This window comes from Streptomyces acidicola, from assembly GCF_009377235.1.
GTDB classification, from domain to species: domain Bacteria; phylum Actinomycetota; class Actinomycetes; order Streptomycetales; family Streptomycetaceae; genus Streptomyces; species Streptomyces acidicola.
The window spans coordinates 1-24,242 of sequence record NZ_VMNX01000040.1 but is presented as its reverse complement, the minus strand read 5'-3'; the positions used below and the strand labels follow the sequence as shown (position 1 = coordinate 24,242).

Below are 24,242 nucleotides of genomic sequence, written 5' to 3'. Positions count from 1 at the left end.
CATGGGCCGTCTGCTGCTGATCTGGCGGCTCATCGCACGGGACATGCGGCACCGCCCCGGCGAGGCCGTCATGTTCCTGGTCGCCGTCACCGCCGCCACCGCGTCGCTGACCCTGGGAATGGCTACTGACAACGCCGTGGCCAGCGGGTACATGAAGACCCGCGAGGCCACCGCAGGACCCGACATCACGGCCATCACCACCGCCACGGACCCCTCCGACCTGGCCGGGCGCATCGCGGACGCCCCCGGTGTGGACACGCTCGCCGCCCCGGTCCCCGGGTTCTCCACCACGGTCCGCGCCAACGGGCGGACAGAGAACACCGCGGTCGAGGGGCGCGAGCGCACCGCGTCTGCCGTGGACCGGCCGCTCGTGACCTCCGGCACGTGGGTGCGCAGTGGCGGCGCGGTGGTCGAACGCGGCTTCGCCCAAGCACTCGGTGTACGTGTCGGTGACCGTGTCACCATCGGTGGGCGCGACTACCAGGTCCTCGGTACGGCCATCAGCGCGGCCACCGCGGTGTATCCGTGGGGTAATTGGGCCGAGGGCCCGGGGCCTTCCGACGGTGGCGGCCGAATCTGGCTCACCACCGACGACGCCCGCGCGGCAGCCGGCGACGAGTCCCTCCTGTACCTGCTCAACATCAAGCTGTCCGACCCCGACGCGGCACAGAGTTGGGCGGACACCGTCTTCACCGACGACCCCAGGGGCCAGGACTGGGTCAACACCCATCCCTGGCAGACCTTCGTCGAAGGGGACACACGACTGCTGAGTTTCGCCCGGCCCGCCCTGGTCATCGGCGGGGGTCTGCTCGCCGCGGCCGCGCTCGTCACCCTCGCGTCGCTCGCGGCCGTGCGCGCCCCGCGGGACCACCGGCGCGCGGGTCTTTTCAAGGCGGTCGGTGCCACGCCCCGTACCGTGGCCGCGATGCTGCTCGCGCAATATCTGCTCCTCACTGTGGTGGCCGCCGTTGTCGGGGTCACCGTGGGATGTCTGACGGCGCCCGCGCTGGCCGACCCCAGTGCCGGGCTACTCAACACGGCCGGCCCGCCGACCACCGGCATCGTCGTGGCCGCGACCGCGCTCGCCGTACTGGTTGCCCTGATCGGCACACTCGGCCCCGTCCTGCGCACCGTGCGCTCCAGCACAGTCGACACCCTGGCCGATCCGGCACACCTGATCGCGTACCGTCCTCGGCTAATGGCCATGACGGCCTATCTGCCCACGCCGCTCCTGATCGGCGTCCGGCTGATCGCCCGTCGTCCCGGCCGCGCGGCCCTGAGCGCCGTCGGCACGGCCGCCACTACCGTCATGGTGACCGCGGTCCTCACCTTCCAGGTGTCCCTCGAAGCGGACACCGCCCAGGGAACATCCACCGTTCAGGAGATCCGCAACGCCGTGACAGGCCAGGTGTTGCTGGGTGTCACGGTCGCCCTCTTGGCGCTGTCCTTGCTCAACACCGTCTTCGTCAGCTGGAGCACCGCGGTGCAGGCCCGGCGCGCCCTGGCCGTCACCCGCACCCTCGGCGCCACCCCCGGCCAGGTCATCGCGGCGCTCTGCACCGCGCAACTGCTGCCCGCCGTGGGCGCGATCGCGGTGGGGATCCCGATCGGGATCGGCCTGTTCGCGCTGTTCAGCACGGTCGTGGTGACACCGCCGGGCAGCTGGCTCGCGGCCGCAGCCCCGGCCGTACTCCTTGCCGTAGCGGCACTGACCGCCCTGCCCGCCTGGCTCCACACCCGCAGCCCCGCCGGGCGCGTCCTCAACGCCGAACCCACCTGAGGGACCTTCAGCGTGGTCCGGCCCAACCAGGTCACCGACCGGATCCTGCTGCACCGGCGCTCCCCGCGTTTGCGGGGATTTCCCGGAGTAGACCCGGAACCGAGGCCTCCTTCTGCCTCTCTCCTCCCGCGCAGCCGAAAGCCGTGTGCCAGGCGAGTCGGCTGGTTGCTGGAGATGGCTGACTCGGCGTTATAGACAACGAGTCCCACAGCGGTGACGGTGGGTATCCAACCGATGTAAGACAGGGGAGGGACCATGCGGCGAGGAGAGGAACTACGGGAGCGCACCATCTGGAAGAGCGACCCGCACACCCAGGTCAAGCACCTCGTGTACCGGCACTATCTGCAATGCTGGATGGGGAAGATCCTTCAGAAGTTTCCCGAGGCCACCATCGTGGACGCCTTCGCAGGGCCCGGCGTTTACACCGACGGCCCGACCGGCTCCCCCATCGTGGTCGCCAAGACCCCTTCCTCGAGCACACCGCGTGCCCGCGCTTCGGCCAGCTCAACCTGATCAGTCTCGAAGAGCGTCCCGACCGAGTGGAGGAGCTGCAGCGGCAGTTCGCCAAACTCCCCCTCGCCGCAGCTGCGCATCAGCATCCAACCACCGGGCACCTTCGCCGAACAGCAGCCCCGGCTGTCCGCGCTCGCCCACCGCGGCCGCGCCGGATCGCCCGTGCTCCGGCTGTTCGATCCGTTCGATCTGAAGAGCGCGCCGTACGCGCTGATCAGGCAGTGTCTCGCCGGGCCGCGTGACGAAGTGCTGGTCACCCTCTTCGCGAATGAGCTGCACCGCTTCTGCCGGCGTGAGAACTTCGACAAGACCATGACCCCCTACTTCGGCGCAGACCACTGGCAGGCGGCGGTACCTGAGCGGCCCGCCGGGGCCCGCAAGGAAGCCTTCCCCATGGCTTATCAGCAAGGCCTCAGGGAGCAGGGCCTGTTCACTGCCGGCTTCGGCATCAGGATCAGCAACCAGAGCACCCACTACCGTTGGCGCGGCGATCATCACGCGAGCGTGACGGGGTCGCCGCGCCGAATGGTGCCGCCCGCGATCACATCCCCTTCGTCCGGGACCCGAAACCGTGCCGCTTCGCGGCCGTTGATCATCACCGGTCGCTCGGCAGCCATAGGTAGGTGACGACGATCGGCGCGCTGGGCCGTCCACCCGGATTCGTCCTCCGACGGGGACTGCATTGGGGACTCCCGATCGTCAGATTTCACAACTCGCGGGGATGCGCTTGTGCGAAAGCACCTGCAGATTCTTGAGATACGAAGCCTTCTTCCCGTTGCCGACGCAGTCCACTTCCATGGAATAGTTTGCGTTCTGGTAAAGCCTGGCACCACCCGAGCCTGTGGTGGCGTAGACGGATCCGACGGTGCGTGAGGGCTTGGCCCAGGAGCAGCGGATGCTGCCACTCGTCCAGTCAGGGTCGGAAGTGTCCCACGCGCATCGGGAGCCCGTCCCGTTGGTGCCCGTGTAGGCGCATATGTATCCGCCAGGGCAGTCCCAGGCTGCCGGAGCAGCCATGGCCGGACCCGCCATGGTCAGCGCGGCACCTATGGTGAGCCCGAGCGCGGCCAGGACAGCGAGTGGTTTCCTCACGGGGTACCCCTTTTCTCAGAGAGAGCAGGTTCTCAGCGGTCTTCTCGGTGATTCCTCGTGACGAGGCCGAGGGCAAGTTGAGCCAACTTTGCTGAAGAGAATTTGCCATAGCGGCCGCACCGCTGTCCTTGACGCGGAGTGCACGGTTTCTTGACGTTCCGTCTCCGGCCAGCCCTAAGGGGCCGTTGCATGGTCACGTGTCGTCCGGAGTGTCGTGCTGGCTCGTTCTTGGAAGGGACATTCCGGCTCGGGCAGGGGGCGGACGCTGTGCAGGCACGGTCTCAGTGATCATGTGAGTGTCGAAGTCCCATGAACACCTGGCGAGTCCGTGTCCGCTCCTGCGTCTTCTCCCATGCCCACCGTGCTGGCCCAACTGGGCCGGACTGCCGCGCCGGTCCCGCTGGCGGACGCGGTCGCACTGTCCGGCTTCCTGGACCTGGTGCCCGACCCGCGAGGCATCCGTGGCCGCCGCTACCGGCTGTCCGCCCTGGTCGCCGCGGCCGCGGCCAGTGTCCTGGCCGGTGCCCGCTCGCTCACCGCGATCACGGAATGGATCGGCGACGTCCCTGCGTGGGCCTGCCGGGTCCTCGGCTTCCCCGCCGACCCGCTCTCCGGCACCGTGCCCGTCCCGCACCCCCACACCCTGCGCCCTCTGCTCGTCCAGCTCGACGGCGACGCACTGGACCGGGCGATCGGCGCCTTCCTCACCGCCCGCGCCACCTCGGCCGGGAGGCCGACGCTTCCTTGTATCAAGACCTGGCGTCCGCCAGCAGCTTCGCCGGAGCGCTGGAGGCCGTGGCTGCTGAGCTCGGTCTCTCCCTGGGCAGGGTTCTCGTGGATGGTTCGGACCCGCTCCGGTTGGCAGGCGTCGAGAGCACGGTGGCTGACCGTGAGGTGTGCTGGATCAGCCTGGGGACTGTGGAGCGGTGGTTCATCTTCAGCGGCTGGTCCATGGGGGTGCAGTTGGTCTCGGGCGCGACTCAGGACTTGGGCGAGATGGCACGGGCTCTGGACGCATGACGGAATGGCCTGAGGCTCAAAGAGATCCGCGAGGTGAGCCCATTCGTCGAGGTCACCGAGCTGGCCGAAGCCCATGAAGAAAGGTCCGGCCGAGGCAGTCGCAGTGAAGTGGCGCTTGCTCCTTGAAGACCTCCGCCAAGAGTCGGACCGCCTGGAGCTCGCCCATCGCACGCTGAAGGTTGCCGAGCTTGCGCATGCCAGACCACAGCTGCGCCAGCTGCTTCCGTTCACCAGCCACTGGTCGCTTCATTTCACAAGCTGCACTGGGTTCCCGTACTCATGGGACGTGCCGTTCATCGATCCGCTGAGCGACGGACGATACCGGGTCTGCGGCCCCTCACGGAGAACAGTGATCGGTGAGGCAGACACCGCTGAGCACGCGATCGCTTTGGTGGTGGGCGGGCTTCCGGCGAACTGCGGACCAGCAGGGTTCGGATCCAGGAGGAGTTTCCCGTTCGGTTGGTTTGACCACCTGTTAGCGTGCGCGGATGGAAGATCTGGGCCCCGTGACTTGGCCGCCTGAGCCGATCAGGACCGAGAGGCTCGTGCTCCGTGAGCCCGAGACCCGGGACCGTGCGGCGTTCATCGAGCTGCACGCCTCGCCGGAGGTGCACACCTACCTCGGCGGCCCCCGACCGCGTGACGAGCTTGAGCGCGAGATGTCCGGGGCGCCCGAGCGGTGGCCCGGGAGCTTCGTCGTTGATCTCGACGGATCGATGATCGGCCAGATCCTGCTCAGGAGAGCAACGGGGCACCGTCGCCCGGCTGCCGCGGGGAAGGCCGATCTCGGCTACCTGTTCCTGCCGCGGGCGTGGGGATTCGGGTACGCCGCCGAGGCGTGCGCGGCGGCACTCGGCTGGCTCGCCGGCGCGCTTCCCGGCGAGCCGGTGGTGCTCACCACCCAGACCGCCAACGTCGGCTCGATGCGTCTCGCGGCGAAGTTGGGGTTCACTGAGGTAGAGCGGTTCGAGGCATGGGGCGCCGAGCAGTGGCTCGGAATGTGGTCCCCAGTCACGCCGTCCAGTTGAGATTGCGACGGAACCGCCGGCGCATGAAGTCGTTTCCCATGGCGGGGCGTGAGGCGATGACGATCATGGAGGACACCCTCGACTGGATCGAGGCCACCGGCGGCCGCGAAGCCCGGCATTGAGCGGACTGTCGGGCGGCAGCAGAGGGCGCCGTGTGGTCAGGGCGACGCCGCCGACCGCATCGCCGACCAAGCGCAAGCCGAGATCTCAGCCAGCATCAAACACAACCTGCCCAGCGCCATCCTCCAGGGCCACTACTCCCGCTTCGTCGACATGGCACACGTGTCGGAGGCCAGGTTCTCGATATGGATTGCGGCGATCTTGGTGCGACGCTTGTGCACGCTGCGGGACCATCGCCGCGGGTGCGGGAGCAGCCGGCTGGGCCGGACTGTCGCGACGACTACTCGGGACCATCCCCGCGCTTGCGGGGCTCCTCCCTAACGAGGCCGTGGACCAGGCCGAATGCGAGGAGTGCTCCCCACACCTGCGGGGATGGTCTCTGCGGGTTCACGCCGTTCGCCGCACGCCGGGGACTGCGGAGCATCGGCCGTCGTGTTGTCCCGTTGTGCGCGCTCGGCCCGGGCGCCGCGCTGGGCGAGGGCGTGGGTGGCGTTGGATGCACGGCGGCGCTGGGCGCGGGCGGTCTCGATCCGGCTGGGCTGGTCGCTGGGGTCCGGTTCGGGGAAGGCATGCCGGCTGGCCTCGCGCAGGGCGCGGGTATGCGACTCGATCGCGGCAGCGATGGACGGATCGACGTGCCGGTCGGCCCAGGCTGCCTGATGCGCGGCGAGCGCCTGGTGGTAGCCGGGCGAGGCCATGCACGATGCTCCGGCGGCCCGCTGACCTGGGACACCTTCAACGCGAATCATCTCGACCGCGAGTGAAAGGCCCGGGCGCGCCCTCAGTGTCCACCCTGCCCGATGTCGTCCCGAGCGGTACTCCTCTCCCGGCGCACGGGCAGCAGCAGCGTGAACGTGGTGGGCGCGGCACGCGCCAGCGACAGGCGCCCGCCGAGGGTGACGGCGAGGTCGCGGGCGAGGGCGAGGCCGATGCCCGTGCCGGGTCCGCCACCGGAGTGGCCCCGCTCGAACAGCCGCACGCCGTCGCCTTCCACGGTGCCCTCGTCGGCGATGTCGAAGGCGAGGGCGTCATCCAGGTCCCGGACGGTGACGCGCACGGTGCCGCGTCCGTGGACGCGCGCGTTGTCCAGGAGCACACCCAGGATCTCGGCGATGGGCCCGCCCGGGACGCGTACGTCGTCCGGTGCGTCCTGGACGGCGAGCTCCAGACGTCTGCCGTCGCGGGCGAGGAGTCCGTGCCACCGTTCCTCGGTCCGTGCCAGCAGCTCCCCCACCGGCCGGTCCGGCGCCGTGGGCCCGGGTTGCCCGGCGGAGCGCGACAGCCGCAGCACCTCCTCCACGGTCTCGTGCAGTCGGCGGGTGTCGGCCAGGGCCTCCTGAAGCGCCGGCCGGGCGTCGTCCTGGGCGAGTCCGGTCTCCAGGGTGAGCTGTAGGCCGGTCAGCGGGGTGCGCAGCTGGTGGGATGCGTTGGCTGTGAAGTCCCGCTCATGACGCAGGAGTTCGGACAGGCTGTGCAGCATGTCGTTGTGGGTGCGTGCGACCTGGTCGATCTCGGCGACGGCGCTGGGTGCGGCCCGCGCGGTCAGATCGCCCTCGGTCACCGCCCGGCAGTGGCGCGAGAGATCCTCCAGCGGTGCGGCGAGCGCCCGAGCCTGCCGCCGGGCGACGAGGACGGCGACGGTGAGCGCGACCACGGCCGTGCCCGCCAGGGCCGCCCAGCCGGCGAACACACGGCCTTGCACGTCCGCGACGGGGGAAGAGGCGCGCACCACGCCGATCACTCGCTCGGCGTGCGGGACGGGCACGGCGGCGACCAGGTCACCGCCCGACGAGGACCGGGTCACCCGGCCGGCCAGGGCACGGCGGACGGCGTCGTCGCCGTTCCGGGGCCCGTTTCCCACGCGCAGCCGCAGCCGCGGGTCGTACAGGCCCAGGTGCTGCCCGGACGCGGCCGCGGGCAGTTCCGCCGGGTCGCCGGTCGTATAGTCCGGGTTCACCCGGACGGCGGCGGCCAGGGCCGCCCGCTCCAGCGAGTCCCGCTGGCCGGCGTACAGGGAGTACCTGATGGCGAGGGCCAGGGGCACGGCCAGGAGGACCAGGGCGACCAGGACGGCGGTCAGGGCCACCCGCACCACACGCTGTCTCATGACCTCATCATGCGGGCCGCCCACCAGGCCGTACGGCCCTCGGCTCCGACTTTTGCCGTCGTCTAACCATCGGCACGCGGGCCGTTAATCGGCTCCCTCCTAGCGTCTGCAACGTGACCGTCCGGTCCTGGGCACTCACTGGAGGCAATGGCCATGACATATCTACGGAAGTCCGCCGCCGTCGTGGCCGGGCTGGTGCTCGCCTCGGCGGTGACCACCGGGTGCTCCGGCGCCGCATCGGGTTCCGGCTCGGGGTCCGGCTCGGGATCCGGATCGAGCGCGGCGTCCTCCACGCCGAAGACGTCGTCGACCGGGTCCACGCCGAACACGGCGTCTACGGAGACCAATCCGCCCGGCGACATTCCCGACAACCAGGCGTACGTCGCCTTCCAGCCCTCCAGTGGCTTCGCCGGCTTCACGGTGAAGGTGCCCGAGGGCTGGGCCCGTACGACGAAGGGTTCCACGACGGTCTTCACGGACAAGCTCAACCGCGTCCAGATCTCCGCCGTCGCCGCCCCGGCAGCGCCCACCGTCGGTTCGGTGACCAACACGGTCGTGCCTCAACTGCGCACCCAGGTACCGAAGTTCGCGAACCCCCAGGTGACCGTCGTCAAGCGGAAGGCGGGTACTGCCGTGCTGCTGACCTACCGGGGCGACTCCGCCCCGGACCCGGTCACCGGCAAGGTCGTGCGGGACTCGTTCGAGCGGTATGCCTTCTACCGCCAGGGCCACGAGGTGCACCTCACCCTGTCCGGTCCGGTGAACGCCGACAACGTGGACCCGTGGCGCATCGTCAGCGACTCCTTCGGCTGGCGGTGAGCGGCATGCCTGCACGGCCGTACGAGAATGCCCTGACTGCCCGGGAGCTGTACCGCTTCTTCCGGGCCGGCGAGGAGGAGACGCTCGCACTGCGCGGGGTGTCGCTGCGGGTGGCGCGTGGGGAGACGGTCGCTGTGGTCGGCCCGTCCGGGGCCGGCAAGTCCACGCTGCTGTCCTGTCTGGCCGGGCTCGACGAACCGTCGGGCGGTGAGGTGCACGTGGACGGAGTCCGCATCAGCCACCGGCCCGAGACCGAGCGCGCCCGGCTGCGGGCCCGGCACATCGGCGTCCTGCTGCAGACCCGCAACCTGCTGCCGCATCTGAGCGTGCGGGACAACGTGCGGCTCGCGCAGGGGGCGGTACGCGGCCGGCCCGTCGCAGCCGCGGAGGCACTGCTGGACCAGGTGGGGCTGGGGGAACGCCGGCACGCGCTGCCCCGGCAACTGTCCGGCGGGGAGACGGCCCGCGCCGGGCTGGCCGTCGCGCTGGCCAACTCGCCCGCCGTGCTGCTCGCGGACGAGCCGACCGGTGAACTCGACGGCGGCACCGAGCAGCTGGTCCTGCGGTTGCTGCGGGACCGCGCGGAGGACGGTTGCGCGGTCCTGGTCGTCACGCACAGTCCGGAAGCGGTGCGGATCGCCGACCGCGTGATCCGGCTCGACGACGGCCGGGCCACGGAGCCCGCCGGGACGGGTGCCCGGATCGCCGGCCCGGAGGTTCGGGAGGTGCGCCATGTCTCCGGCTGATGTGTTGATCGACTGTCGGGACGCCGCCCTCACTTTCGGCCGCGGCCCGAACGCGGTGGTGGCCGTGCACGGGGCCGCGCTGCGCGTCCACGCCGGGGACCGGCTCGCGATCGTCGGGCCCTCGGGGTCGGGCAAGTCGTCGCTGTTGCATCTGCTGGCCGGCCTCGAACAGCCGACCAGCGGCAGTGTGACCTGGCCCGGCCTGTCCGGGCTGCGGGACATCGGGCTGGTCTTCCAGGGCGACAGCCTCATCCCGGCGCTCGACATCGTCGAGAACACCGCACTGCCGCTGGTGCTCAACGGGATGTCGGACGACCGGGCACGCGAGGCCGCCCTGAGCGCGCTCGCCCTGGTCGGCACCGCCGACCTGGCCGACCGGCTGCCGGAGGAGATCTCCGGCGGCCAGGCCCAGCGCGTCGCCGCGGCCCGGGTGCTGGCGCAGGCACCGCGGGTCATCCTCGCCGACGAGCCCACGGGCCGCCTCGACCACGCCACCGGTGGCCGGGTCCTGGATGCGCTGCTGACCGCGGCCGACGAGACGGGCGCAGCTCTCGTCGTCACCACCCACGACCCGGCGGTCGCCGCCCGCCTCACCGCGCGGTGCACCATGCACGACGGGCGGCTGACGTCCGCCGACAGCACGGAGGCGGACGCCGCCCACAGCCTTGGAGAGCCGTCATGATCAGCTCATGGGCGAGCGGACTCGCCCGCCACCGCACCGGCCGGCTCCTCGCAGCCATGGCCGGGGTCGCGCTCGCCGTCGCCCTCGTCGCCGCGCTCGGCTCGTTCCTGACCGCGTCCAAGGCGACCATGACACAGCGGGCGGTGCGCTCGGTCGCCGTGGACTGGCAGGCCGAGGTGCAGCCCGGCGCCGACCCGAACGCGGCACTGTCACTGGTGCGCACGGCGCCCGGCGTACGGTCCGCCGTCCCGGTCGGCTTCGCGCACACCAGCGCCTTCACCGCCACCGTCCAGGGCAGCACCCAGACCACTGGCCCCGGCATGCTCCTCGGCCTCCCCGACGGATACCGGGCCCTCTTCCCCGGCGAGATCCGCTCGCTGACCGGCCGCCCCACCGGCGTGCTCCTGGCCCAGCAGACGGCCTCGAACCTGCACGCGGCGCCCGGCTCCACGGTCGGCATCCGGCTGCCCGGGGCAGGCGTGCGCCAGGTCCGCGTGGACGGGGTCGTCGACCTCCCTCAGGCCGACTCACTGTTCCAGAAGGTCGGCGCGCCCACCCAGTCCCAGCCCACCGCCCCGCCCGACAACGTGATCCTGGTGCCCGCCGCACAGTTCGCCTCCCTGACCCACCGCGCCACGGGCGTCACCACGCAGATCCACGTCGCCCGCGACGCGGCACTGCCCCATGACCCGGCCGCCGCGTTCACCTCGGTGACCCGCGCCGCCCACAACCTGGAGGCCAAGGGCACCGGTTCGGTGCTCGTCGGCGACAACCTGGGCTCCGCGCTCGACTCGGCCCGCCAGGACGCCCTGTACGCGCAGATCCTCTTCCTCTTCCTCGGCGTGCCCGGCGCGGTCCTCGCCGCCTCGCTGACCGCCGCGGTCGCGGGCGCCGGCGGTGAACGGCGCCGCCAGGAACAGGCGCTGCTGCGGCTGCGCGGCCTCGCGCCCCGCCGGATCATGTCCCTGGCGGGCCTGGAGGCGGCACTCGTCGGCGTCGGCGGCGGGCTCGCCGGTCTCGGCATCGCGGCGCTGACCGGCCGACTCGCCTTCGGAACGGCATCCTTCGGTGCCGGCGCCGCCACCTGGACCGTCTGGTACGCCGTCGCGTTCGTCCTCGGCGCGGCGGTCGCCGCGGGCGCCGTGCTCGTACCCGCCCTGCGCGATCTACGGATGGTGACGGTCGCCGACAGCCGCAGGACCGCGCGCCGCACCAGATCTCCCTGGTGGATGCGCGTTGGCCTGGACTTCATGCTGTTGATCGGCTCCTGGCTCGTCTTCCGCGCCTCGTCCGGCAACCAGTACGCGCTCGTCCTCGCCCCCGAGGGGGTACCCAGCATCTCCGTGTCGTACTGGGCCTTCCTGGGACCCGCACTGCTGTGGATCGGCGCCGCCCTGCTGCTGTGGCGCCTCGCCCTCCTGGCGCTCACCCGCGGACGCCCCCTCCTGGCCCGGCTCGCACGTCCGCTGACGTCTACGCTGGCCGGGACGACGGCGGCCGTCCTCGCCCGGCGCCGCCGCACCCTGGCCCGCTCCATGGTCCTGCTGGCTCTCGCGGTGTCGTTCGCCGTGTCCACGTCCGTCTTCAACTCCACGTACAAGCAGCAGGCCGAGGTGGACGCACGCCTCACCAACGGCGCCGACGTCACGGTCACCGAGCCGCCCGGCGCGCAGACCGCGCCGGGTGCGGCAGCCGCGCTGAAGGTCTCCGGCGTCCGCCGCGTCGAGCCGCTCCAGCACCGGTTCGCCTACGTCGGCTCCGACCTCCAGGACCTCTACGGCGTACGCCCGCACACGATCGCCTCAGCGACCTCCCTGCAGGACGCGTACTTCTCCGGCGGCAGCGCGCAGCAGCTCATGCGGCGGCTTGCCCACCGCCCCGACAACCTCCTGGTCAGCGCCGAAACCGTCAACGACTTCCAGCTCTCCCCCGGCGACACCGTCAACCTCCGCATCCAGGACGCCAAGACCAAGATCCTGCGCACGGTGCCCTTCCACTACGCCGGAATCGTCAAGGAGTTCCCGACCGCGCCCAAGGACAGCTTCTTCGTCGCCAACGCCTCCTACGTGGCGAAGGCAACCGGCAGCAACGCGGTGGGCGCGTTCCTGGTCGACACCGGCGGCACCAACCAGAAGGCCGTGGCCGCGCAGCTGCGCGGGCGGCTGGGTACGAGCGCCACCGTCACCGACCTCACCCAGACACGGGGCACCGTCGGAACCAGTCTGACCTCGGTCGACCTGACCGGCCTGACCCGGATCGAGCTGGCCTTCGCGGTCCTGCTCGCCGCCGGGGCCGGCGGCCTGGTCCTCGCCCTCGGACTCGCCGAGCGCCGTCGCACCTTCGCCATCACGAGCGTGCTGGGTGCCACCCGCCACCATCTGCGCGGCATGGTCCTCACCGAAGCGATCGTGCTCGCGGCCGGCGGCCTGGCAGGCGGCGCACTCATCGGCTGGGCACTGTCCGAGATGCTGGTCAAGGTCCTCACCGGCGTCTTCGACCCGCCACCGGCCGCACTCGCCGTACCCGGCGGCTACCTGATGCTCACCACTGCCGCAGCCGTGGCCGCCGTACTGGCCGCCGCCCTCACTGGCGTACGCCGGGCCAGGCGCCCCGCCGTCGAGGAACTCCGCGATCTGTGAGCACACCGAACAGCCCCGCAGCCCGTACGCTGCCCAGCATGCGCACACCCGCAGCACCGGACCGGGGCCGCTTCGGCGTCCTCATCGTGGAGGACGACAACACCATCGGCCACCACCTCGAAACCGGGCTGCGCAGCAACGGCTACGCGCCCACCTGGAGCCGCGCCGGCACGGGAGCACTCGTCGAGGCATCCCAGGGGTCTTACGACGCGCTGCTCCTGGACCTCGGTCTGCCCGACATGGACGGCCTCGACGTCGCCCGCGCCCTGCGCGCCCGGTTCCCCGACCTGCTGATCATCATCCTCACCGCCCGCACCGACGACATCGACGTCATCGCCGGCCTGGACGCCGGAGCCGACGACTACCTCGTCAAACCCTTCAGCCTGACCGTCCTCCTCGCCCGGCTCCGCGCCCACCTGCGCCGCCGGACCACCGCCTCCCCGCCACCGGAACCCGTCACCCTCGGTGACCTCGTACTCGACGAGACGGCCCGCCGGTGCACCCTCCACGGCGTCGACATCCCCCTGCGCCCCAAGGAGTTCGAGCTTCTTGCACTGCTCGGCCGACACGCCGGCGAGGCCGTCTCCCGCGAGACACTCATGGCGCAGGTCTGGGACGAGAACTGGTTCGGCTCCACCAAGACCCTCGACGTCACCATGGCAGGCCTGCGCCGCCGCCTCACCGCCGCGGCACAGGCATCACCCCGCCCCGCGCACATGCCGCAGATCACCACCCTGCGCGGCCATGGCTACCGGCTGGAGAAACCGCCGGAGTAGCCCTCACTGGCAGCGCAGCCCTTCCTCCCCTCACCGCTGATTCGGCCCGAACCGCAGCTTTCATCGGGTTCCTCCGTGGATACCCCCGCGTTCAGGCGGGGGAGGAAACGGATTCCTGCGGAGCAGGGCAGGGGGCGGGGTTTCGCCGTCAAGGCGAAAGACCGTGCTCTGACCCGCGGCTTTGATCTTCACCTGTGATCTCGCTAGTTTGTGAGCGTGTCCACGAAGCATGTGAAGCGGGCGTTCAAGTACCGCTTCTATCCGACCGATGCGCAGGCGGCCGAGCTGTCGCGCACGTTCGGGTGCGTGCGCAAGGTCTACAACATGGCGCTGGCGGCCCGGACCGAGGCGTGGACGCTGCGGCAGGAGCGGGTGAACTACAACGCCACCTCGGCGATGCTGACGGCGTGGAAGAAGACCGGGGATCTGGCGTTCCTGTGCGATGTCTCCTCCGTCCCGCTCCAGCAGTGCCTGCGGCACTTGCAGTCGGCGTTCACGCACTTCTTCGCCAAGCGGGCCCAGTACCCGCGCTTCAAGTCGAAGAAGAAGTCGCGGAAGTCCGCCGAGTACACCACCAGCGGTTTCCGTTTCCGTGACGGCGCTCTGACCCTCGCCAAGATGGCGGAACCGCTGGACATCGTCTGGTCCCGGCCGCTGCCCGAGGGGGCGGGGCCCTCGACGGTGACCGTCTCCCAGGATGCCGCGGGGCGCTGGTTCGTGTCCCTGCTGTGCGAGGACCCGTCCGTGGGGGCGCTCCCGGCCACTGACGCGGCGGTCGGCGTGGACGCGGGTCTTGACCACCTGCTGACGCTCTCGACGGGCGAAAAGGTCACCAACCCCAGGCACGAGCGCAAGGACCGTGCCCGCCTCGCCCTGGCTCAGCGGCGTCTGGCGAAGAAAGCCAAGGGCGACGGGGCGAACCGGGCCAAGGCCCGCCGCAAGGTCGCCCGCATCCACGCCCGCATCGCCGACCGGCGACGCGACGCCTTGCACAAGATCACCACGAGACTCGTTCGTGAAAACCAAACGATCGTGATCGAGGACCTGACCGTTCGGAACATGCTGAAGAACGGCAGACTCGCCCGCGCCATCTCCGATGCCGCCTGGAGTGAGTTCCGCAGCCTCCTGGAGTACAAAGCGGACTGGTACGACCGCGAAGTGGTCGCGGTCGACCGCTGGTTCCCCTCCTCGAAGCTGTGCTCCACCTGCGGCACCCTGCAACACAAGATGCCGCTCAACATCCGCACTTGGACGTGCGGCAGCTGCGGCACGACCCACGACCGGGACGTGAACGCAGCCAAGAACCTGCTGGCCGCCGGACGGGCGGTGACAGCCTGCGGAGCTGGTGTAAGACCTCAACGGAGTTCTCCGGGCGGGCAGTCGGCGATGAAACAGGAAACCCTACAGCGCGAGCTGTAGGAATCCCCCTCGTTTACGAGGGGGAGGACGTCAACTGAAATCCGAAAGAGGGGCGGGGCGCTGATCGGGGTACCTTCCCGCGGTGACGGGTGTCGACGGCTGCCGGTACCGGGGCTGCACTGACACCCGCCGTTCACCGTGATGTCGGGCACAGGCGGTATCGTCCAGCGGGGAGGTTCCCCGTCGTGGCGGTTCGATGCGGCCGCGGCCGACAGCGCGATGGGGAGCGTTGATGATCTGCCCGCACTGCAACGCGAATCTGCTGTACAAGGAGCGGTCAGGCCGTACCTGCTCCAAGTGCACAAAGAAGTTCGCTTTCGACCCCAGGACCAATGAGCTGGAACTGCATGATCTGCGGATCCGCAAGCTGGCCGGGAAGCTCACCGACAGCGGGCGACTGACCGTCACCGTCGGCCAGTTGGAGGTCGCCGCCTCGCGCAGGAAAGCACGTTCCGGCAGCGGCCTGGCGGAGGCGATCGGCTGTGCCGTGGTCGGCGGGCCTGTCGGTATCGGCCTGCTCATCGGCGGGGTGTACGCGGGAGGCGCGGGAACAGTCCTCTCCTTCTTCGGTGCGTTTCTTCTCTTCGGCGTTGTCGTGACGGTGGTCTCGGCCGTCAGACGCAGCCGTCACCGCAAGCACGGAATCGGGGTCGGGGCCTCCCGTGGCTACCTGCTGCGCGAGTGGATGGCCGTGTACGGTTCGCTCCCGGCAGGCGTCGTCGACGAGAAACGTGTCCGCGACATCCACCGGCCGGAGCATCCGAACGCCGTCCTGCTCTGCCCGGACCCGTCCGTCATCGCCTTCCTGGCCCTGAACGGAATTCCGGAGCGGTTCAGCGTCAGCCTCGTCGCCAGGCCGTACGGGGTGCCGGACAGGGTGCCTGTCGTCGTTCTCCACGACGCGAGCCCCGAGGGCTGTCTGCTCGCCCGGCGCACCCGTGAGGCGCTGCCCGGCCGGAGAGTCCTCGACGCCGGACTGCCACCGAGTGCCGTGATGAATGCGCCGGGTGCGCTGTCACTGCACGGCGTGCGGCCGTCCAAGGACCAGATGGGGCGGCTGCGCGCGGAGTCCACTCTGACCGGCCCCGAACTGGAGTGGCTGGCCAAGGGCGGGATCAGCCCGCTCGTGGCGGTGCCGCCCGCCAAGCTGCTCGCCACCGTCGGCGGTGTACTGGAGCGGGTGCTCGTCACCGATCCCGACCGACGTGAGGCAGAGGCCGTCGGCTTCCTCACCTGGCCCGGCGAGAGCGGGTCCGGCTGAGCCACGCCGGCGAGGGACACCCACCGTTCACCGTGGCGTCGGGCGCCGGTTGAACCTTCCGCTCTGCGATTTCCCGTCACGGCTATACGATCTACGATCTGATGGTGGTCGACAGCGCGATGGGGGGCGTTGATGTCCGACGTGGACGGCGGTTCCGGCAGACCCGGACTGCGGGGTATGGAGCGCCTGTCGCGTGAACTGCCGTACGGAGTGGAGCTGTTCCACCTGCGCCCCGACGGCGGTGTGCTGTTCGCGGACCGCGAGGGCGCGCGCGTACTCGGCCCGCGCGAGGAGTTCCTCCGCTTCATCGACGACGGGAAGTTCGCGCACTACTTCATCGGAGACGCTCAGACGTCGCCCGACCGCCCCTCCAACGCCACCGTCAAACTGGGAGTCGTCGGCCCTCGGAGCGCGTTCACCCCGCATGCACATGGCGGCGAGCACTTCGTCCTCAGCCTCGGTCACGCCTCCTGCGGTGTGTACGACGCCCCGCGCGGCAGAGTCACCGAAATCCGTCTCTTCCCAGGGGCGTTGATCCGTATCCCCGAGATGATGCCGCACTCCTTCGCCAACCGAGGTCGCAAGCCCCTGCACATCCTCGCCGCCAACACCGGTTTCGGTGTCGACCACGAGGACTACGCCATCACCGCCAAGGAAGCCGAGCGCCGCGGCGCGGAAGAAGCCGTACCGGTCGGCCGCCACGGTCTCAGCAGTCGCAGCGTCGGCACCGACTTCGGACTGCTCGCCGCCGCGCTGCGCGACATCGAACGCGTTCAGCAGGTGCGGGGTATCGGCTCCACCACCGTTCGGGAACGCTTCGCCGCCGGCCTGCGCCGCGCCGCGTCCGCGCTGGAGCGCCCCTGATGAACCCATGGCAGTGGACGGCCGTCGTCCTCAGCGGCCTGGGCCTTTTCTTCTTGGTTGTCTTCCTGGTTGTCGTGCCGATCTCGGCCTTGGTGGAGCCGGTGCGCCACATGGTGAGGAGGAGAAGGGGGCCCAGGGTCCTCCCGTCGGCTCCGGGCACGGTCCAGCCCGCACCGCGCGGCGCCCCCGCACAGCAGCGGCCGGAGTATGCACTGCTCTGTCCGCACCGCTACACCGCCGGTCTCCTTGGCCTGTCGCCGCGCACCGTCATGAAGGCGGCGGGCCTGAAGGGCGTGAAGGCGGTGCCGCGCGCCGAGCCCCTGTCGGCGGACGTCCTGCGTCTGCTGCGTGACGGCGGCACGCTGGCCGAGCCCGAGCTGGACTGGCCGGCCCGGGGCGGTCGCTTCCCCCTCGCCGCCATGCCGCCCGCCAAACTCCCCGCCGCCGTCACCCGGGTCATCGAGCGCATCACGACGGAGGTCGAGCGGGAGCGGAAACGCAGGGACGAGGCCGTCGGATTCCTCACCTGGCCCGAGACGAACGGCGCCGCCCCATGACCGCGGACCGCACGCCGCGGCCGGGCCTCTCCGGCGACTCCATCCGGGCCCGCCTGCTCGACCGGGCGCTGACCACCGCGATCGCCCGCGCCGCGGCTCCCGGCAGGATCCGGTTCACCGAGCGCCAGCTCTACTACGAGATGTGCCGTGTCCTGCGCCCGGTGCACACCGTCCCGCGCAGGGTTCCGCTGACACCGGCGCCGCCCCTACGGTACGAGCGGTTCGAGGAGACCCTGCGCCGGCGCGACGGGGGGACACCCGGGCTGCTGGCTCCGCTCCCGGCCGCCCCGTCCATGCCGCACCAGCCCGTGGAGCCCGATCTCTACGACTACGGGCTGCCAAGGCTGCTGGTCTGCCAGAGCCGGTCCGTGGCCCGGATGCTCCTCGCGAACGATCTGCATCTGGAGGCCGCCTGCCCGGTGTTCGCCGCCGATGATGCTCCGCTCGACCCCCGGCTGGTGGCAGGGCTCGGCCGGGTGGAGGGCGCCACCGTCCATGTGCTGCACGACGCGAGCACGGCCGGCATCGCCCTCACCGCCCGGGTGCGCGCGGAGGTTCCCGGGATACGGGTCGCCTCGATGGGGCTCGTACCTCGCCATGCGACGGCGCTGCATCTGATCTCCCAGCGTGGCCCCGCGCCCACGCCCGCGACCGCACCCGGCCCGGCCGGTGCGGCGTCCGGCCTGGAACCGCGCGAGCTGGAGTGGCTGGCGGACGGGCGGACGGCCGAGGTGGAATCGGTACCCCCGGCACGGCTGCTCCGTACGGTGCTGCGCATGGTGCGCGGACCGAGGGCGAGCGGCTATTCCGTATGGACCGGGCTGCGTGAGCTGCGCATGGCGGGGTTCATGACATGGCCGTCGGACTGACGAGGGACACGAGGACTTGAGGCGATGATCCGGCCACGCGAAATCCCGTACAGAGATGAACTGCTCGCCGATGGCAGCGTCCACCGCAGATACGAGGACGGGCGCGAGGAGTGGCGGCGGCGCGAGGGCGCCCACACGGTGCGCTGGCATGACAACCAGGACGGCTCCGGCACCGATGAACTGCTCGGGCAGCGGATCATCAAGCGGCAGTACGCGGACGGCCGGGTGGTCTACGGACGGGACCTCGGTTACGGCCGCACGGTCTGGGGCCGGGGCGAGAGCGTGATGGTCAACCGGACCTCGTTCGGCGGACGCATGGGCACGGTGCTCGGCGGACTGGGCCTGGTCGCCCTGACCGTCACCGCCGCCCAGCTGCCGCCGGAGGCCCTGAGCCCGGAAGAGGAGGAGGAACTGCGGCAACAGCAGGCCGCACAGAACTCCTCCGGCGGTGACGGGGGCGGCGGGGACGGCGGCGGCTCCTCGGACGTGGATGACGCGTGGGGCTCCGGCGATGACGGCGGCTGGAGCGACGACGACTTCGGGTGAGCCGTACGGCCTACGTCATACGGTATGGCGGGCCGGCTGGACGCACCGGTTCGGTGAGAGAAAGGGTGGGTGACCATGGCGCGGTTCTGCGCCTGCCTGGCGGCGGAGCCCGAGAGGGCCAGGGAGCAACTGGCCGCGATGGGTGCCACCGTACGGCCCGACGGCCCGGCCGTCGGGCTGATCGAGGACGAGCCCGGCCATGCCACCGGGCCGTTCCACGCGTACGGGCACACCGCGTTGGGCGAGGTCACCCTCCACAACCGGCCCGTACTCCTCGCCGCGCTGGCCGCGTCCGGCGCCCCCGTACCGCCCGACTGCCCGGACGGCGAGCTGCTGCTGCGCTGCTGGGTACGGCTCGGCACGGCCGGAATCCGTGACGCCGAGGGCATGTTCGCGCTCGCCGTGCACGACAGTGACGGCGAGCTCGTACTGATCCGCGACCATGTCGGCGCCCGCACCCTCTTCTACGCCCGTGCCGGCGGCTGCTGGGCCGCGTCCACCTCGCTGCGGGCCCTGCGCCGCTGGCCCGCGCTCGGAACGGGCCTCGAACTCTCCGCCGTACGCTCCTTCCTGACCTTCGCCTATCTCCCTGGCGAGGAGACCCTGCTGCGCGGAGTACGCGAACTGCTGCCCGGCCGCTGTCTGCGGCTCTCGGCGGACGGCACGGTGACGGAGGAGCACTACTGGGAGCCGCGGGAGCTGATCGAGGACGACGGCGCACCACCCGAAACCTATGCGCTGAGGCTGCGCGAACTGCTGGAGGAGGCGACCGAGCAGCGGCTGCCGGAGGCCGAGGCCGTGGGTGTTCTCCTCTCCGGCGGCGTCGACAGCTCGCTGGTGACCGCCCTCGCAGCCAAGTTGCACTCCCACCCCGTGCACACGTACTCCATCAGTTTCGGTGACGAACTCCCCAATGAGCTGGGCTACTCGGGCCTGGTCGCGGCCCACTGCCACACCCGGCACCGTATTCTCACCGTCTCCGGTGCCGCCGTGGCCGCGCGCCTCGCGGAGGCGGCGGCGCTGCTCGACAGCCCCGTGGGTGATCCGCTGACCGTACCGAATCTGATGCTCGCCGAGGCCGTGGCGGGTGACGGGCCACGGGTCGTCCTGAACGGGGAGGGCGGCGACCCGGTCTTCGGCGGACCGAAGAACCTGCCGATGCTGGTGTACGAGATGCACCGCGGCGATGTGGCCGGTGGAGATGCGCAGGACGCGCGCGAACTCGCCTATCTGCGCTCGTACCGCAAGTGCTACACGGATCTGCCCGACCTCCTGACCGCCGAGGTGCTGGACGCCCTCGCCGAGGCGCCCGCACCTCAGCGTTTCGTCGCCCCGTATCTGCGGCCGGGAGCCGGGGACGGGCGGATGGACCATCTGCTCAACAAGCTGCTGCACTGCAATCTGCGCACCAAGGGCGCCCATCACATCCTCACCAAGGTCGAACGTCTCACCGCCTCCCAGGGCATCGAAGGCCGGGCCCCGCTCTTCGACCGCCGTGTGGTGGACCACGCCTTCGCCACCCCACCGCGGTGGAAACTGAACGGCGCCGTCGAGAAGTGGGTGCTGAAGGAGGCCGTACGCGATCTGCTGCCCGGCACGGTCGTGGACCGGCCGAAGAGCGGTATGCGGGTACCGGTGCAGCAGTGGCTCGGCGGTCCGCTGAAGGAGCTGGCGGGGGATCTGCTGCTGGGCCGGGAGGCCCGCGCCCGTGGCCTGTTCAGACAGGACACGGTGCGCGGCTGGCTGCGCGGTGAGGGTGCGCTGCTGCCGAGACAGGGCGGCAAACTGTGGCTCGTGCTCACCCTGGAGCTGTGGCTGCGTGCGTACGACATCCGCTGACACCCGCGGCCCCCTGGCGGACCCGCCGTCGTCCGCCTGACGTCCGCCTGTCGTCCGCCGCGATCCGTCAGTGTCGGCCCTCATCCGCTGCTGTTGTCGTCATCCGCTGTTGTGCCGTTCATCCGCTGTCGTCCGCCGAAGGAGACCCTGTTGGAAACCGTCCAGCTCATCGACCCCCGTACCGGCAGGGTACGAGGCAGCTCGGCAGTTGCCCGTGACGCGCAGGTCGCCGCAGCGACCCGCGCGGGCCGCCGGGCCCTCACGGGGTGGCGCGCGCTGACCCCGCGGGAGCGGTCCCGGCGGCTCGACCGGCTCGCGGGGCTGATCGAGGAGCACGCCGCCGAGTACGTGGCCCTGGAGTGCGCCGGTACGGGCAAGCCGGAGCACGAGGCGGCCGGTGAGGTGGAGCAGACGGCGGACCTTTTCCGCTTCTACGCGTGGGCGGCGCGCACCCGGTCCGCCCCGGCGGCGGGAGGGCTTGTCGCGGGCCATGAGAGCTGGGTCCGCTGGGAACCGCTCGGCGTCGTCGGGGTCGTCGTCCCCTGGAACTACCCGCTGCTGATGGCCGCCTGGCGATGCGCGCCCGCCCTCGCCGCGGGGAACACGGTCGTCGCCAAACCCGCGGAGACCACCCCCGACTCGCTGCTTCTGTTCGCCGCGCACGCCGGTGAGGCGCTGGGCGAGGCCGTGGCGCAGACGCTGCCCGGCGACCGCGAGAGCGGGCGGCTGCTGGTAGCGGGCGATGTGGACATGGTGGCGTTCACCGGCAGCGCGAGGGCCGGAGCCGATGTGGCGGCACGCGCCGGGACGAAGCGGGTCAGCCTGGAACTGGGCGGCAACAGCCCGGTCGTCATCCTGCCGGACGCGCCCGACGACACCTGGGAGCAACTGGCGAGGGCCACCACATACAACGCGGGCCAGAGCTGTGCCGTACCCGCACGGGTGATCACCCTCGGTGTGAACTACGAGACCGTGGTTGACCGACTCGGCGAAGCGATGCGCCGGCGCGCGGCGGGGCGAGACTTCGGGCCGCTCAACAACCCGGACCAGGCGGCGCGTTACGACCGGATCGTGGCCGCGTCCTCGGCGAAGGTGACGGTGACGGGTGAACTCGCCCTGGAGGATGGAGAGTCGGGCGGCCACTGGCGTCCGGCACGGATCCTCGCGGATCTCCCTGACGACGATCCGGCGGTGGTGGAGGAGGTCTTCGGCCCGCTGCTGACCGTTCAGTCCGCACCGAGCGTCGAGGATGCCATCGCCCTCGCCAACGGCGTCCCCCAGGCTCTCGCCGCCAGCGTCTGGACCCGCGATCTGGAGGCGGGTCTGGATCTGGCCGGTCGCCTGAACGCGGGGGAAGCCTGGCTCAACTGCCACCTGGTCCAGACGGCGGAGCTGCCGCACGGAGGCCGTGGCGCCTCGGGCCACGGTACGGACCTCAGCACGCTCGCCCTGCACGAGTATCAGCGCCCGAAGACGATCACGGCACGAGTGACGACGCCGTGGTCCGGCTGAGGACGCACGACGAAAGGAGTGCCGTCCGCCCGAGGCGCGAGGCCCGCGGCGGGCGGCGGGCGGCATTCGCCCCCATCGCCTTGGGGGCGGTGGCGGGGCTGGGTCGACGCCGGTGACGCGCGGCGGTAGAACCGCTGCTCCGCGAGCGCGCGGCCATCTGGCCGGCCGGCTATCGGCGGACACGGAGAAGCCCAGGTCTCGAACTCGCCGTCGAGGGGGACGGGGCGGGAGATGCCGAGCCGTTCCCCGGCCGGGCGGGACTCCTCGGCGCCGCCACCGCGCCGCCGATGGCCCGTGCTCCGTCAAGGCCGACAGCCGGTGCCGGCCTTGCGGTTCACGAGCTCGGGAACGGAGGCCCGCCCACCATGAGGCCACCATCAACAGTCAGGACACGGCCGGTGACGTAGCTCGCCTTGTCGGAGCCCAGGTACTGGACGGCCTCGGCGATCCCCGCGCAAGGAGGAAGCCGACAGTGGACGGAGCCAGCGCCGTGGCACCCAGCTGGGCGGCCGTGGCCCAGGCATAGCCGGTCGCCCGCAGCGGCGTCGGATAGAACTCGCCGTTCCATGTGTTCCACACGCCCCAGGCACCGAGACAGAAGAAGGACAGGGCGAAGTTGGCGATGTACATCTCGGCCGGGCTGCCCGCATAGGCGAAGGCCACCCCTGACACGGCGGCCAGGCCGGCATACGGCAGGAAGACCTTCTTTCGCCCGTAGCGGCTGGTCAGCAACGACGCGGACACGTAGCCGCGGATCATGAACACGGCGCTCAGGGCCACGAAGCCGAGGCTGGCGGACATGCTCAGGCCCTTGTCCTGCAGCAGCGTGGGCAGCCAGGTCTGCAGGCCCCAGTAGCCCCAGTTGAAGGTGAAGTTCACGACCAGCATCTGCAGCGTCAGCCGCAGCAGCCGCCCGCGGAAGAGGTCGCCGGTGCGGCCCGCCCGTTCCGTCCGGTCGCCGCTGGTGAACACGGTTCCCTCGGGCACATCCGCACCGAGCCGGCGGAGAACCGCGGCGGCTTCGGAGTGCCGGCCGCGTTCCGCCAGCCAGTAGGGGGAATCGGGCACCCAGGCGCGGATGGCGAGCACCCAGACGCCGGCGAGGCCGCTCACGATCGCGACCACGTGCCAGCCGAGCCCTCCGACCAGCCGGGTGACGCCGACGGCCAGCAGGACGCCGATCGGCCAGCCGATGGAGAGGTAGACCGCGCCCGCCCCCGTGTCCGGGAGGGCAGCAGTTCCAGGAAGTACGGAAACGTCACCGTGTAGATGCCCGCGAGGGCCATGCCCGAAAGGAACCGGGTCATCATCAGCATGCTGAAGGTCGGCGAGGCCGCGCTCGCCAGAGCGAGGACACCGTACGCGGTCAGTGACCACACGCACACACCGCGACGTCCGATGCGGTCGGAGAGCGGCCCCCACACCAGACTGCCGGGAATCATGCCCAGCGCCACCGCCGACAGGGCCCAGCCGATGCGGCCTGTGTCGATGCCGAACGCGGTGCCGAGGTCACCGGAGACGTAGATCAGTGCCAGCTGCTCCCAGGACTCGATGACGAACGCGACGAAGAGCGCCGCCGCGGCCAGCAGGTGCGCCCTCCCGAACGGCATGTCGTCGAACCATGCCCCAACCGGCTGTGGCGATGTCTTGCCCAGCGCTGGGCCCTCCGCTGCCGGCCCAGATCTTCCCACGGCACTCATCTGCTGTCCTCCTGCGCCTCACCACCGGTACATGTCCCTCCTCATCGAGGGTGGCGGCACCATGGTCAGCATCGACCCGGCCGCTGTGTGCGCCACGCACAAGCGGGTCCGCCCGGCTGTGCATGCTGCCCGGCCATCCGCGACGGCACAGCGGAACGCAGCACGCCCATGAGCACGCGCCACGGGCGCCGGACACACTCCCGGACGCCGGACGCGGAAAACAACGGGGAGCGGAAAGCGGAGAACTGCGCGGTGTGTCCGCGCGGTGGTCATGAGTCAGGGTCGTCGACGATCCGGATGACCGAGTTGGGGCACAGGCTCGCGGCGAGGCGGGCGGGGGCCTGGAGTTCGGG

Annotated in this window: 24 protein-coding genes; 19 read left to right on the top strand and 5 right to left on the bottom strand. The window is 70.9% G+C overall.

Annotation, left to right across the window (positions count from 1 at the left end):
* Position 1: 1 nt before the first annotated feature.
* The 3 genes from FPZ41_RS13845 to FPZ41_RS13835 all read left to right on the top strand — a co-directional run bounded on the left by FPZ41_RS13845 (position 2) and on the right by FPZ41_RS13835 (position 2,920).
* A complete protein-coding gene (locus FPZ41_RS13845; RefSeq protein WP_152862462.1) occupies positions 2–1,780 on the top strand; it encodes an FtsX-like permease family protein in 1,779 nt (592 codons plus the stop codon).
* Positions 1,781–2,035: 255 nt separating this feature from the next.
* Positions 2,036–2,293 carry a hypothetical protein gene (locus FPZ41_RS13840; protein WP_152862460.1) on the top strand — a complete coding sequence of 86 codons (258 nt, stop codon included), beginning with the start codon at positions 2,036–2,038 and terminating at the stop codon, positions 2,291–2,293.
* Positions 2,294–2,455: 162 nt separating this feature from the next.
* Positions 2,456–2,920, top strand: a complete 465-nt coding sequence (locus FPZ41_RS13835) for a class I SAM-dependent methyltransferase (RefSeq protein WP_152862458.1) — start codon at positions 2,456–2,458, stop codon at positions 2,918–2,920.
* Positions 2,921–2,992: 72 nt separating this feature from the next.
* Here the strand turns inward: FPZ41_RS13835 and FPZ41_RS13830 are convergent, their stop codons facing one another.
* Complete coding sequence (locus FPZ41_RS13830; protein WP_152862456.1) at positions 2,993–3,385, bottom strand: peptidase inhibitor family I36 protein; 393 nt, start codon at positions 3,383–3,385, stop codon at positions 2,993–2,995.
* Positions 3,386–3,737: 352 nt separating this feature from the next.
* On the opposite strand from FPZ41_RS13830, the gene FPZ41_RS48240 reads away from it, so the two are divergent.
* Genes FPZ41_RS48240 through FPZ41_RS13815 form a run of 3 tightly spaced genes read left to right on the top strand, consistent with a single transcriptional unit; the run spans position 3,738 to position 5,433 of the window.
* Positions 3,738–4,418 (top strand): transposase family protein, encoded by a 681-nt coding sequence (locus FPZ41_RS48240; RefSeq protein ID WP_228022715.1) that lies wholly within the window; start codon positions 3,738–3,740, stop codon positions 4,416–4,418.
* A gap of 60 nt (positions 4,419–4,478) precedes the next feature.
* Positions 4,479–4,928, top strand: a complete 450-nt coding sequence (locus tag FPZ41_RS48235) for a DUF6193 family natural product biosynthesis protein (RefSeq protein ID WP_228022714.1) — start codon at positions 4,479–4,481, stop codon at positions 4,926–4,928.
* The gene (locus FPZ41_RS13815; RefSeq protein WP_152862454.1) at positions 4,894–5,433 is read left to right on the top strand and encodes a GNAT family N-acetyltransferase; all 540 of its coding nucleotides are present in this window, start codon (positions 4,894–4,896) and stop codon (positions 5,431–5,433) included. The genes FPZ41_RS48235 and FPZ41_RS13815 overlap by 35 nt, the downstream gene beginning before the upstream one ends.
* Positions 5,434–5,870: 437 nt before the next feature.
* Here FPZ41_RS13815 and FPZ41_RS13810 read toward each other — a convergent pair whose 3' ends face one another.
* Both FPZ41_RS13810 and FPZ41_RS13805 read right to left on the bottom strand, forming a co-directional pair.
* The gene (locus FPZ41_RS13810) at positions 5,871–6,251 is read right to left on the bottom strand and encodes a hypothetical protein (protein ID WP_194236080.1); all 381 of its coding nucleotides are present in this window, start codon (positions 6,249–6,251) and stop codon (positions 5,871–5,873) included.
* A gap of 83 nt (positions 6,252–6,334) precedes the next feature.
* Positions 6,335–7,660, bottom strand: a complete 1,326-nt coding sequence (locus FPZ41_RS13805; RefSeq protein WP_152862452.1) for a HAMP domain-containing sensor histidine kinase — start codon at positions 7,658–7,660, stop codon at positions 6,335–6,337.
* A gap of 153 nt (positions 7,661–7,813) precedes the next feature.
* Here FPZ41_RS13805 and FPZ41_RS13800 point away from each other — a divergent pair, with 153 nt between their 5' ends.
* The 13 genes from FPZ41_RS13800 (at position 7,814) to FPZ41_RS13740 (ending at position 22,189) form a co-directional block, all read left to right on the top strand.
* Positions 7,814–8,479 carry a hypothetical protein gene (locus FPZ41_RS13800; RefSeq protein ID WP_152862450.1) on the top strand — a complete coding sequence of 222 codons (666 nt, stop codon included), beginning with the start codon at positions 7,814–7,816 and terminating at the stop codon, positions 8,477–8,479.
* Positions 8,480–8,484: 5 nt separating this feature from the next.
* A complete protein-coding gene (locus tag FPZ41_RS13795; protein WP_152862448.1) occupies positions 8,485–9,225 on the top strand; it encodes an ABC transporter ATP-binding protein in 741 nt (246 codons plus the stop codon).
* Positions 9,212–9,907 (top strand): ABC transporter ATP-binding protein, encoded by a 696-nt coding sequence (locus FPZ41_RS13790; RefSeq protein WP_152862446.1) that lies wholly within the window; start codon positions 9,212–9,214, stop codon positions 9,905–9,907. The genes FPZ41_RS13795 and FPZ41_RS13790 overlap by 14 nt, the downstream gene beginning before the upstream one ends.
* Positions 9,904–12,546, top strand: coding sequence for an FtsX-like permease family protein (locus FPZ41_RS13785; RefSeq protein WP_152862444.1), 2,643 nt, complete (start codon positions 9,904–9,906; stop codon positions 12,544–12,546). The genes FPZ41_RS13790 and FPZ41_RS13785 overlap by 4 nt, the downstream gene beginning before the upstream one ends.
* Before the next feature lie 38 nt (positions 12,547–12,584).
* Positions 12,585–13,322, top strand: coding sequence for a response regulator transcription factor (locus FPZ41_RS13780; protein WP_152862442.1), 738 nt, complete (start codon positions 12,585–12,587; stop codon positions 13,320–13,322).
* 216 nt (positions 13,323–13,538) lie between these two features.
* Positions 13,539–14,741: an RNA-guided endonuclease InsQ/TnpB family protein gene (locus FPZ41_RS13775; protein ID WP_322620200.1), complete on the top strand. Its 1,203-nt coding sequence runs from the start codon at positions 13,539–13,541 to the stop codon at positions 14,739–14,741.
* A 232-nt stretch (positions 14,742–14,973) separates the two neighbouring features.
* The gene (locus FPZ41_RS13770) at positions 14,974–16,002 is read left to right on the top strand and encodes a hypothetical protein (protein WP_152862440.1); all 1,029 of its coding nucleotides are present in this window, start codon (positions 14,974–14,976) and stop codon (positions 16,000–16,002) included.
* A 132-nt stretch (positions 16,003–16,134) separates the two neighbouring features.
* On the top strand, positions 16,135–16,866 hold the full coding sequence (locus FPZ41_RS13765) for a cupin domain-containing protein (RefSeq protein ID WP_228022713.1): 732 nt from the start codon (positions 16,135–16,137) through the stop codon (positions 16,864–16,866).
* The gene (locus FPZ41_RS13760; RefSeq protein ID WP_152862438.1) at positions 16,866–17,423 is read left to right on the top strand and encodes a hypothetical protein; all 558 of its coding nucleotides are present in this window, start codon (positions 16,866–16,868) and stop codon (positions 17,421–17,423) included. The genes FPZ41_RS13765 and FPZ41_RS13760 overlap by 1 nt, the downstream gene beginning before the upstream one ends.
* Positions 17,420–18,292 (top strand): hypothetical protein, encoded by an 873-nt coding sequence (locus tag FPZ41_RS13755; protein ID WP_152862436.1) that lies wholly within the window; start codon positions 17,420–17,422, stop codon positions 18,290–18,292. Before FPZ41_RS13760 ends, FPZ41_RS13755 begins: the two co-directional genes overlap by 4 nt.
* Before the next feature lie 24 nt (positions 18,293–18,316).
* Positions 18,317–18,838, top strand: a complete 522-nt coding sequence (locus tag FPZ41_RS13750) for a hypothetical protein (protein WP_152862434.1) — start codon at positions 18,317–18,319, stop codon at positions 18,836–18,838.
* A 75-nt stretch (positions 18,839–18,913) separates the two neighbouring features.
* Positions 18,914–20,677 carry an asparagine synthetase B family protein gene (locus FPZ41_RS13745; RefSeq protein ID WP_152862432.1) on the top strand — a complete coding sequence of 588 codons (1,764 nt, stop codon included), beginning with the start codon at positions 18,914–18,916 and terminating at the stop codon, positions 20,675–20,677.
* A gap of 150 nt (positions 20,678–20,827) precedes the next feature.
* Entirely contained in the window at positions 20,828–22,189 is a 1,362-nt protein-coding gene (locus FPZ41_RS13740; protein WP_228022712.1) for an aldehyde dehydrogenase family protein, read from the top strand.
* A 384-nt stretch (positions 22,190–22,573) separates the two neighbouring features.
* Here the strand turns inward: FPZ41_RS13740 and FPZ41_RS49470 are convergent, their stop codons facing one another.
* Both FPZ41_RS49470 and FPZ41_RS49465 read right to left on the bottom strand, forming a co-directional pair.
* Positions 22,574–23,338, bottom strand: a complete 765-nt coding sequence (locus FPZ41_RS49470; RefSeq protein WP_265584223.1) for an MFS transporter — start codon at positions 23,336–23,338, stop codon at positions 22,574–22,576.
* Positions 23,299–23,799, bottom strand: coding sequence for an MFS transporter (locus FPZ41_RS49465; RefSeq protein WP_265584220.1), 501 nt, complete (start codon positions 23,797–23,799; stop codon positions 23,299–23,301). Before FPZ41_RS49465 ends, FPZ41_RS49470 begins: the two co-directional genes overlap by 40 nt.
* Positions 23,800–24,242: the final 443 nt, after the last annotated feature.

Excerpts from the sequence above, each read along its gene's own strand:
- FPZ41_RS13755 (WP_152862436.1), top strand. The coding sequence starts at position 17,420 with ATGACCGCGGACCGCACGCCGCGGCCGGGCCTCTCCGGCGACTCCATC.
- FPZ41_RS13805 (WP_152862452.1), bottom strand. The coding sequence starts at position 7,660 with ATGAGACAGCGTGTGGTGCGGGTGGCCCTGACCGCCGTCCTGGTCGCC.
- FPZ41_RS13810 (WP_194236080.1), bottom strand. The coding sequence starts at position 6,251 with ATGGCCTCGCCCGGCTACCACCAGGCGCTCGCCGCGCATCAGGCAGCC.
- FPZ41_RS49465 (WP_265584220.1), bottom strand. The coding sequence starts at position 23,799 with ATGCCGTTCGGGAGGGCGCACCTGCTGGCCGCGGCGGCGCTCTTCGTC.
- FPZ41_RS13795 (WP_152862448.1), top strand. The coding sequence starts at position 8,485 with ATGCCTGCACGGCCGTACGAGAATGCCCTGACTGCCCGGGAGCTGTAC.
- FPZ41_RS13780 (WP_152862442.1), top strand. The coding sequence starts at position 12,585 with ATGCGCACACCCGCAGCACCGGACCGGGGCCGCTTCGGCGTCCTCATC.
- FPZ41_RS13815 (WP_152862454.1), top strand. The coding sequence starts at position 4,894 with ATGGAAGATCTGGGCCCCGTGACTTGGCCGCCTGAGCCGATCAGGACC.
- FPZ41_RS13750 (WP_152862434.1), top strand. The coding sequence starts at position 18,317 with ATGATCCGGCCACGCGAAATCCCGTACAGAGATGAACTGCTCGCCGAT.
- FPZ41_RS13790 (WP_152862446.1), top strand. The coding sequence starts at position 9,212 with ATGTCTCCGGCTGATGTGTTGATCGACTGTCGGGACGCCGCCCTCACT.
- FPZ41_RS13840 (WP_152862460.1), top strand. The coding sequence starts at position 2,036 with ATGCGGCGAGGAGAGGAACTACGGGAGCGCACCATCTGGAAGAGCGAC.
- FPZ41_RS48240 (WP_228022715.1), top strand. The coding sequence starts at position 3,738 with ATGCCCACCGTGCTGGCCCAACTGGGCCGGACTGCCGCGCCGGTCCCG.
- FPZ41_RS13845 (WP_152862462.1), top strand. The coding sequence starts at position 2 with ATGGGCCGTCTGCTGCTGATCTGGCGGCTCATCGCACGGGACATGCGG.
- FPZ41_RS48235 (WP_228022714.1), top strand. The coding sequence starts at position 4,479 with ATGAAGAAAGGTCCGGCCGAGGCAGTCGCAGTGAAGTGGCGCTTGCTC.
- FPZ41_RS13765 (WP_228022713.1), top strand. The coding sequence starts at position 16,135 with ATGTCCGACGTGGACGGCGGTTCCGGCAGACCCGGACTGCGGGGTATG.
- FPZ41_RS13770 (WP_152862440.1), top strand. The coding sequence starts at position 14,974 with ATGATCTGCCCGCACTGCAACGCGAATCTGCTGTACAAGGAGCGGTCA.
- FPZ41_RS13745 (WP_152862432.1), top strand. The coding sequence starts at position 18,914 with ATGGCGCGGTTCTGCGCCTGCCTGGCGGCGGAGCCCGAGAGGGCCAGG.
- FPZ41_RS13800 (WP_152862450.1), top strand. The coding sequence starts at position 7,814 with ATGACATATCTACGGAAGTCCGCCGCCGTCGTGGCCGGGCTGGTGCTC.
- FPZ41_RS13785 (WP_152862444.1), top strand. The coding sequence starts at position 9,904 with ATGATCAGCTCATGGGCGAGCGGACTCGCCCGCCACCGCACCGGCCGG.
- FPZ41_RS13760 (WP_152862438.1), top strand. The coding sequence starts at position 16,866 with ATGAACCCATGGCAGTGGACGGCCGTCGTCCTCAGCGGCCTGGGCCTT.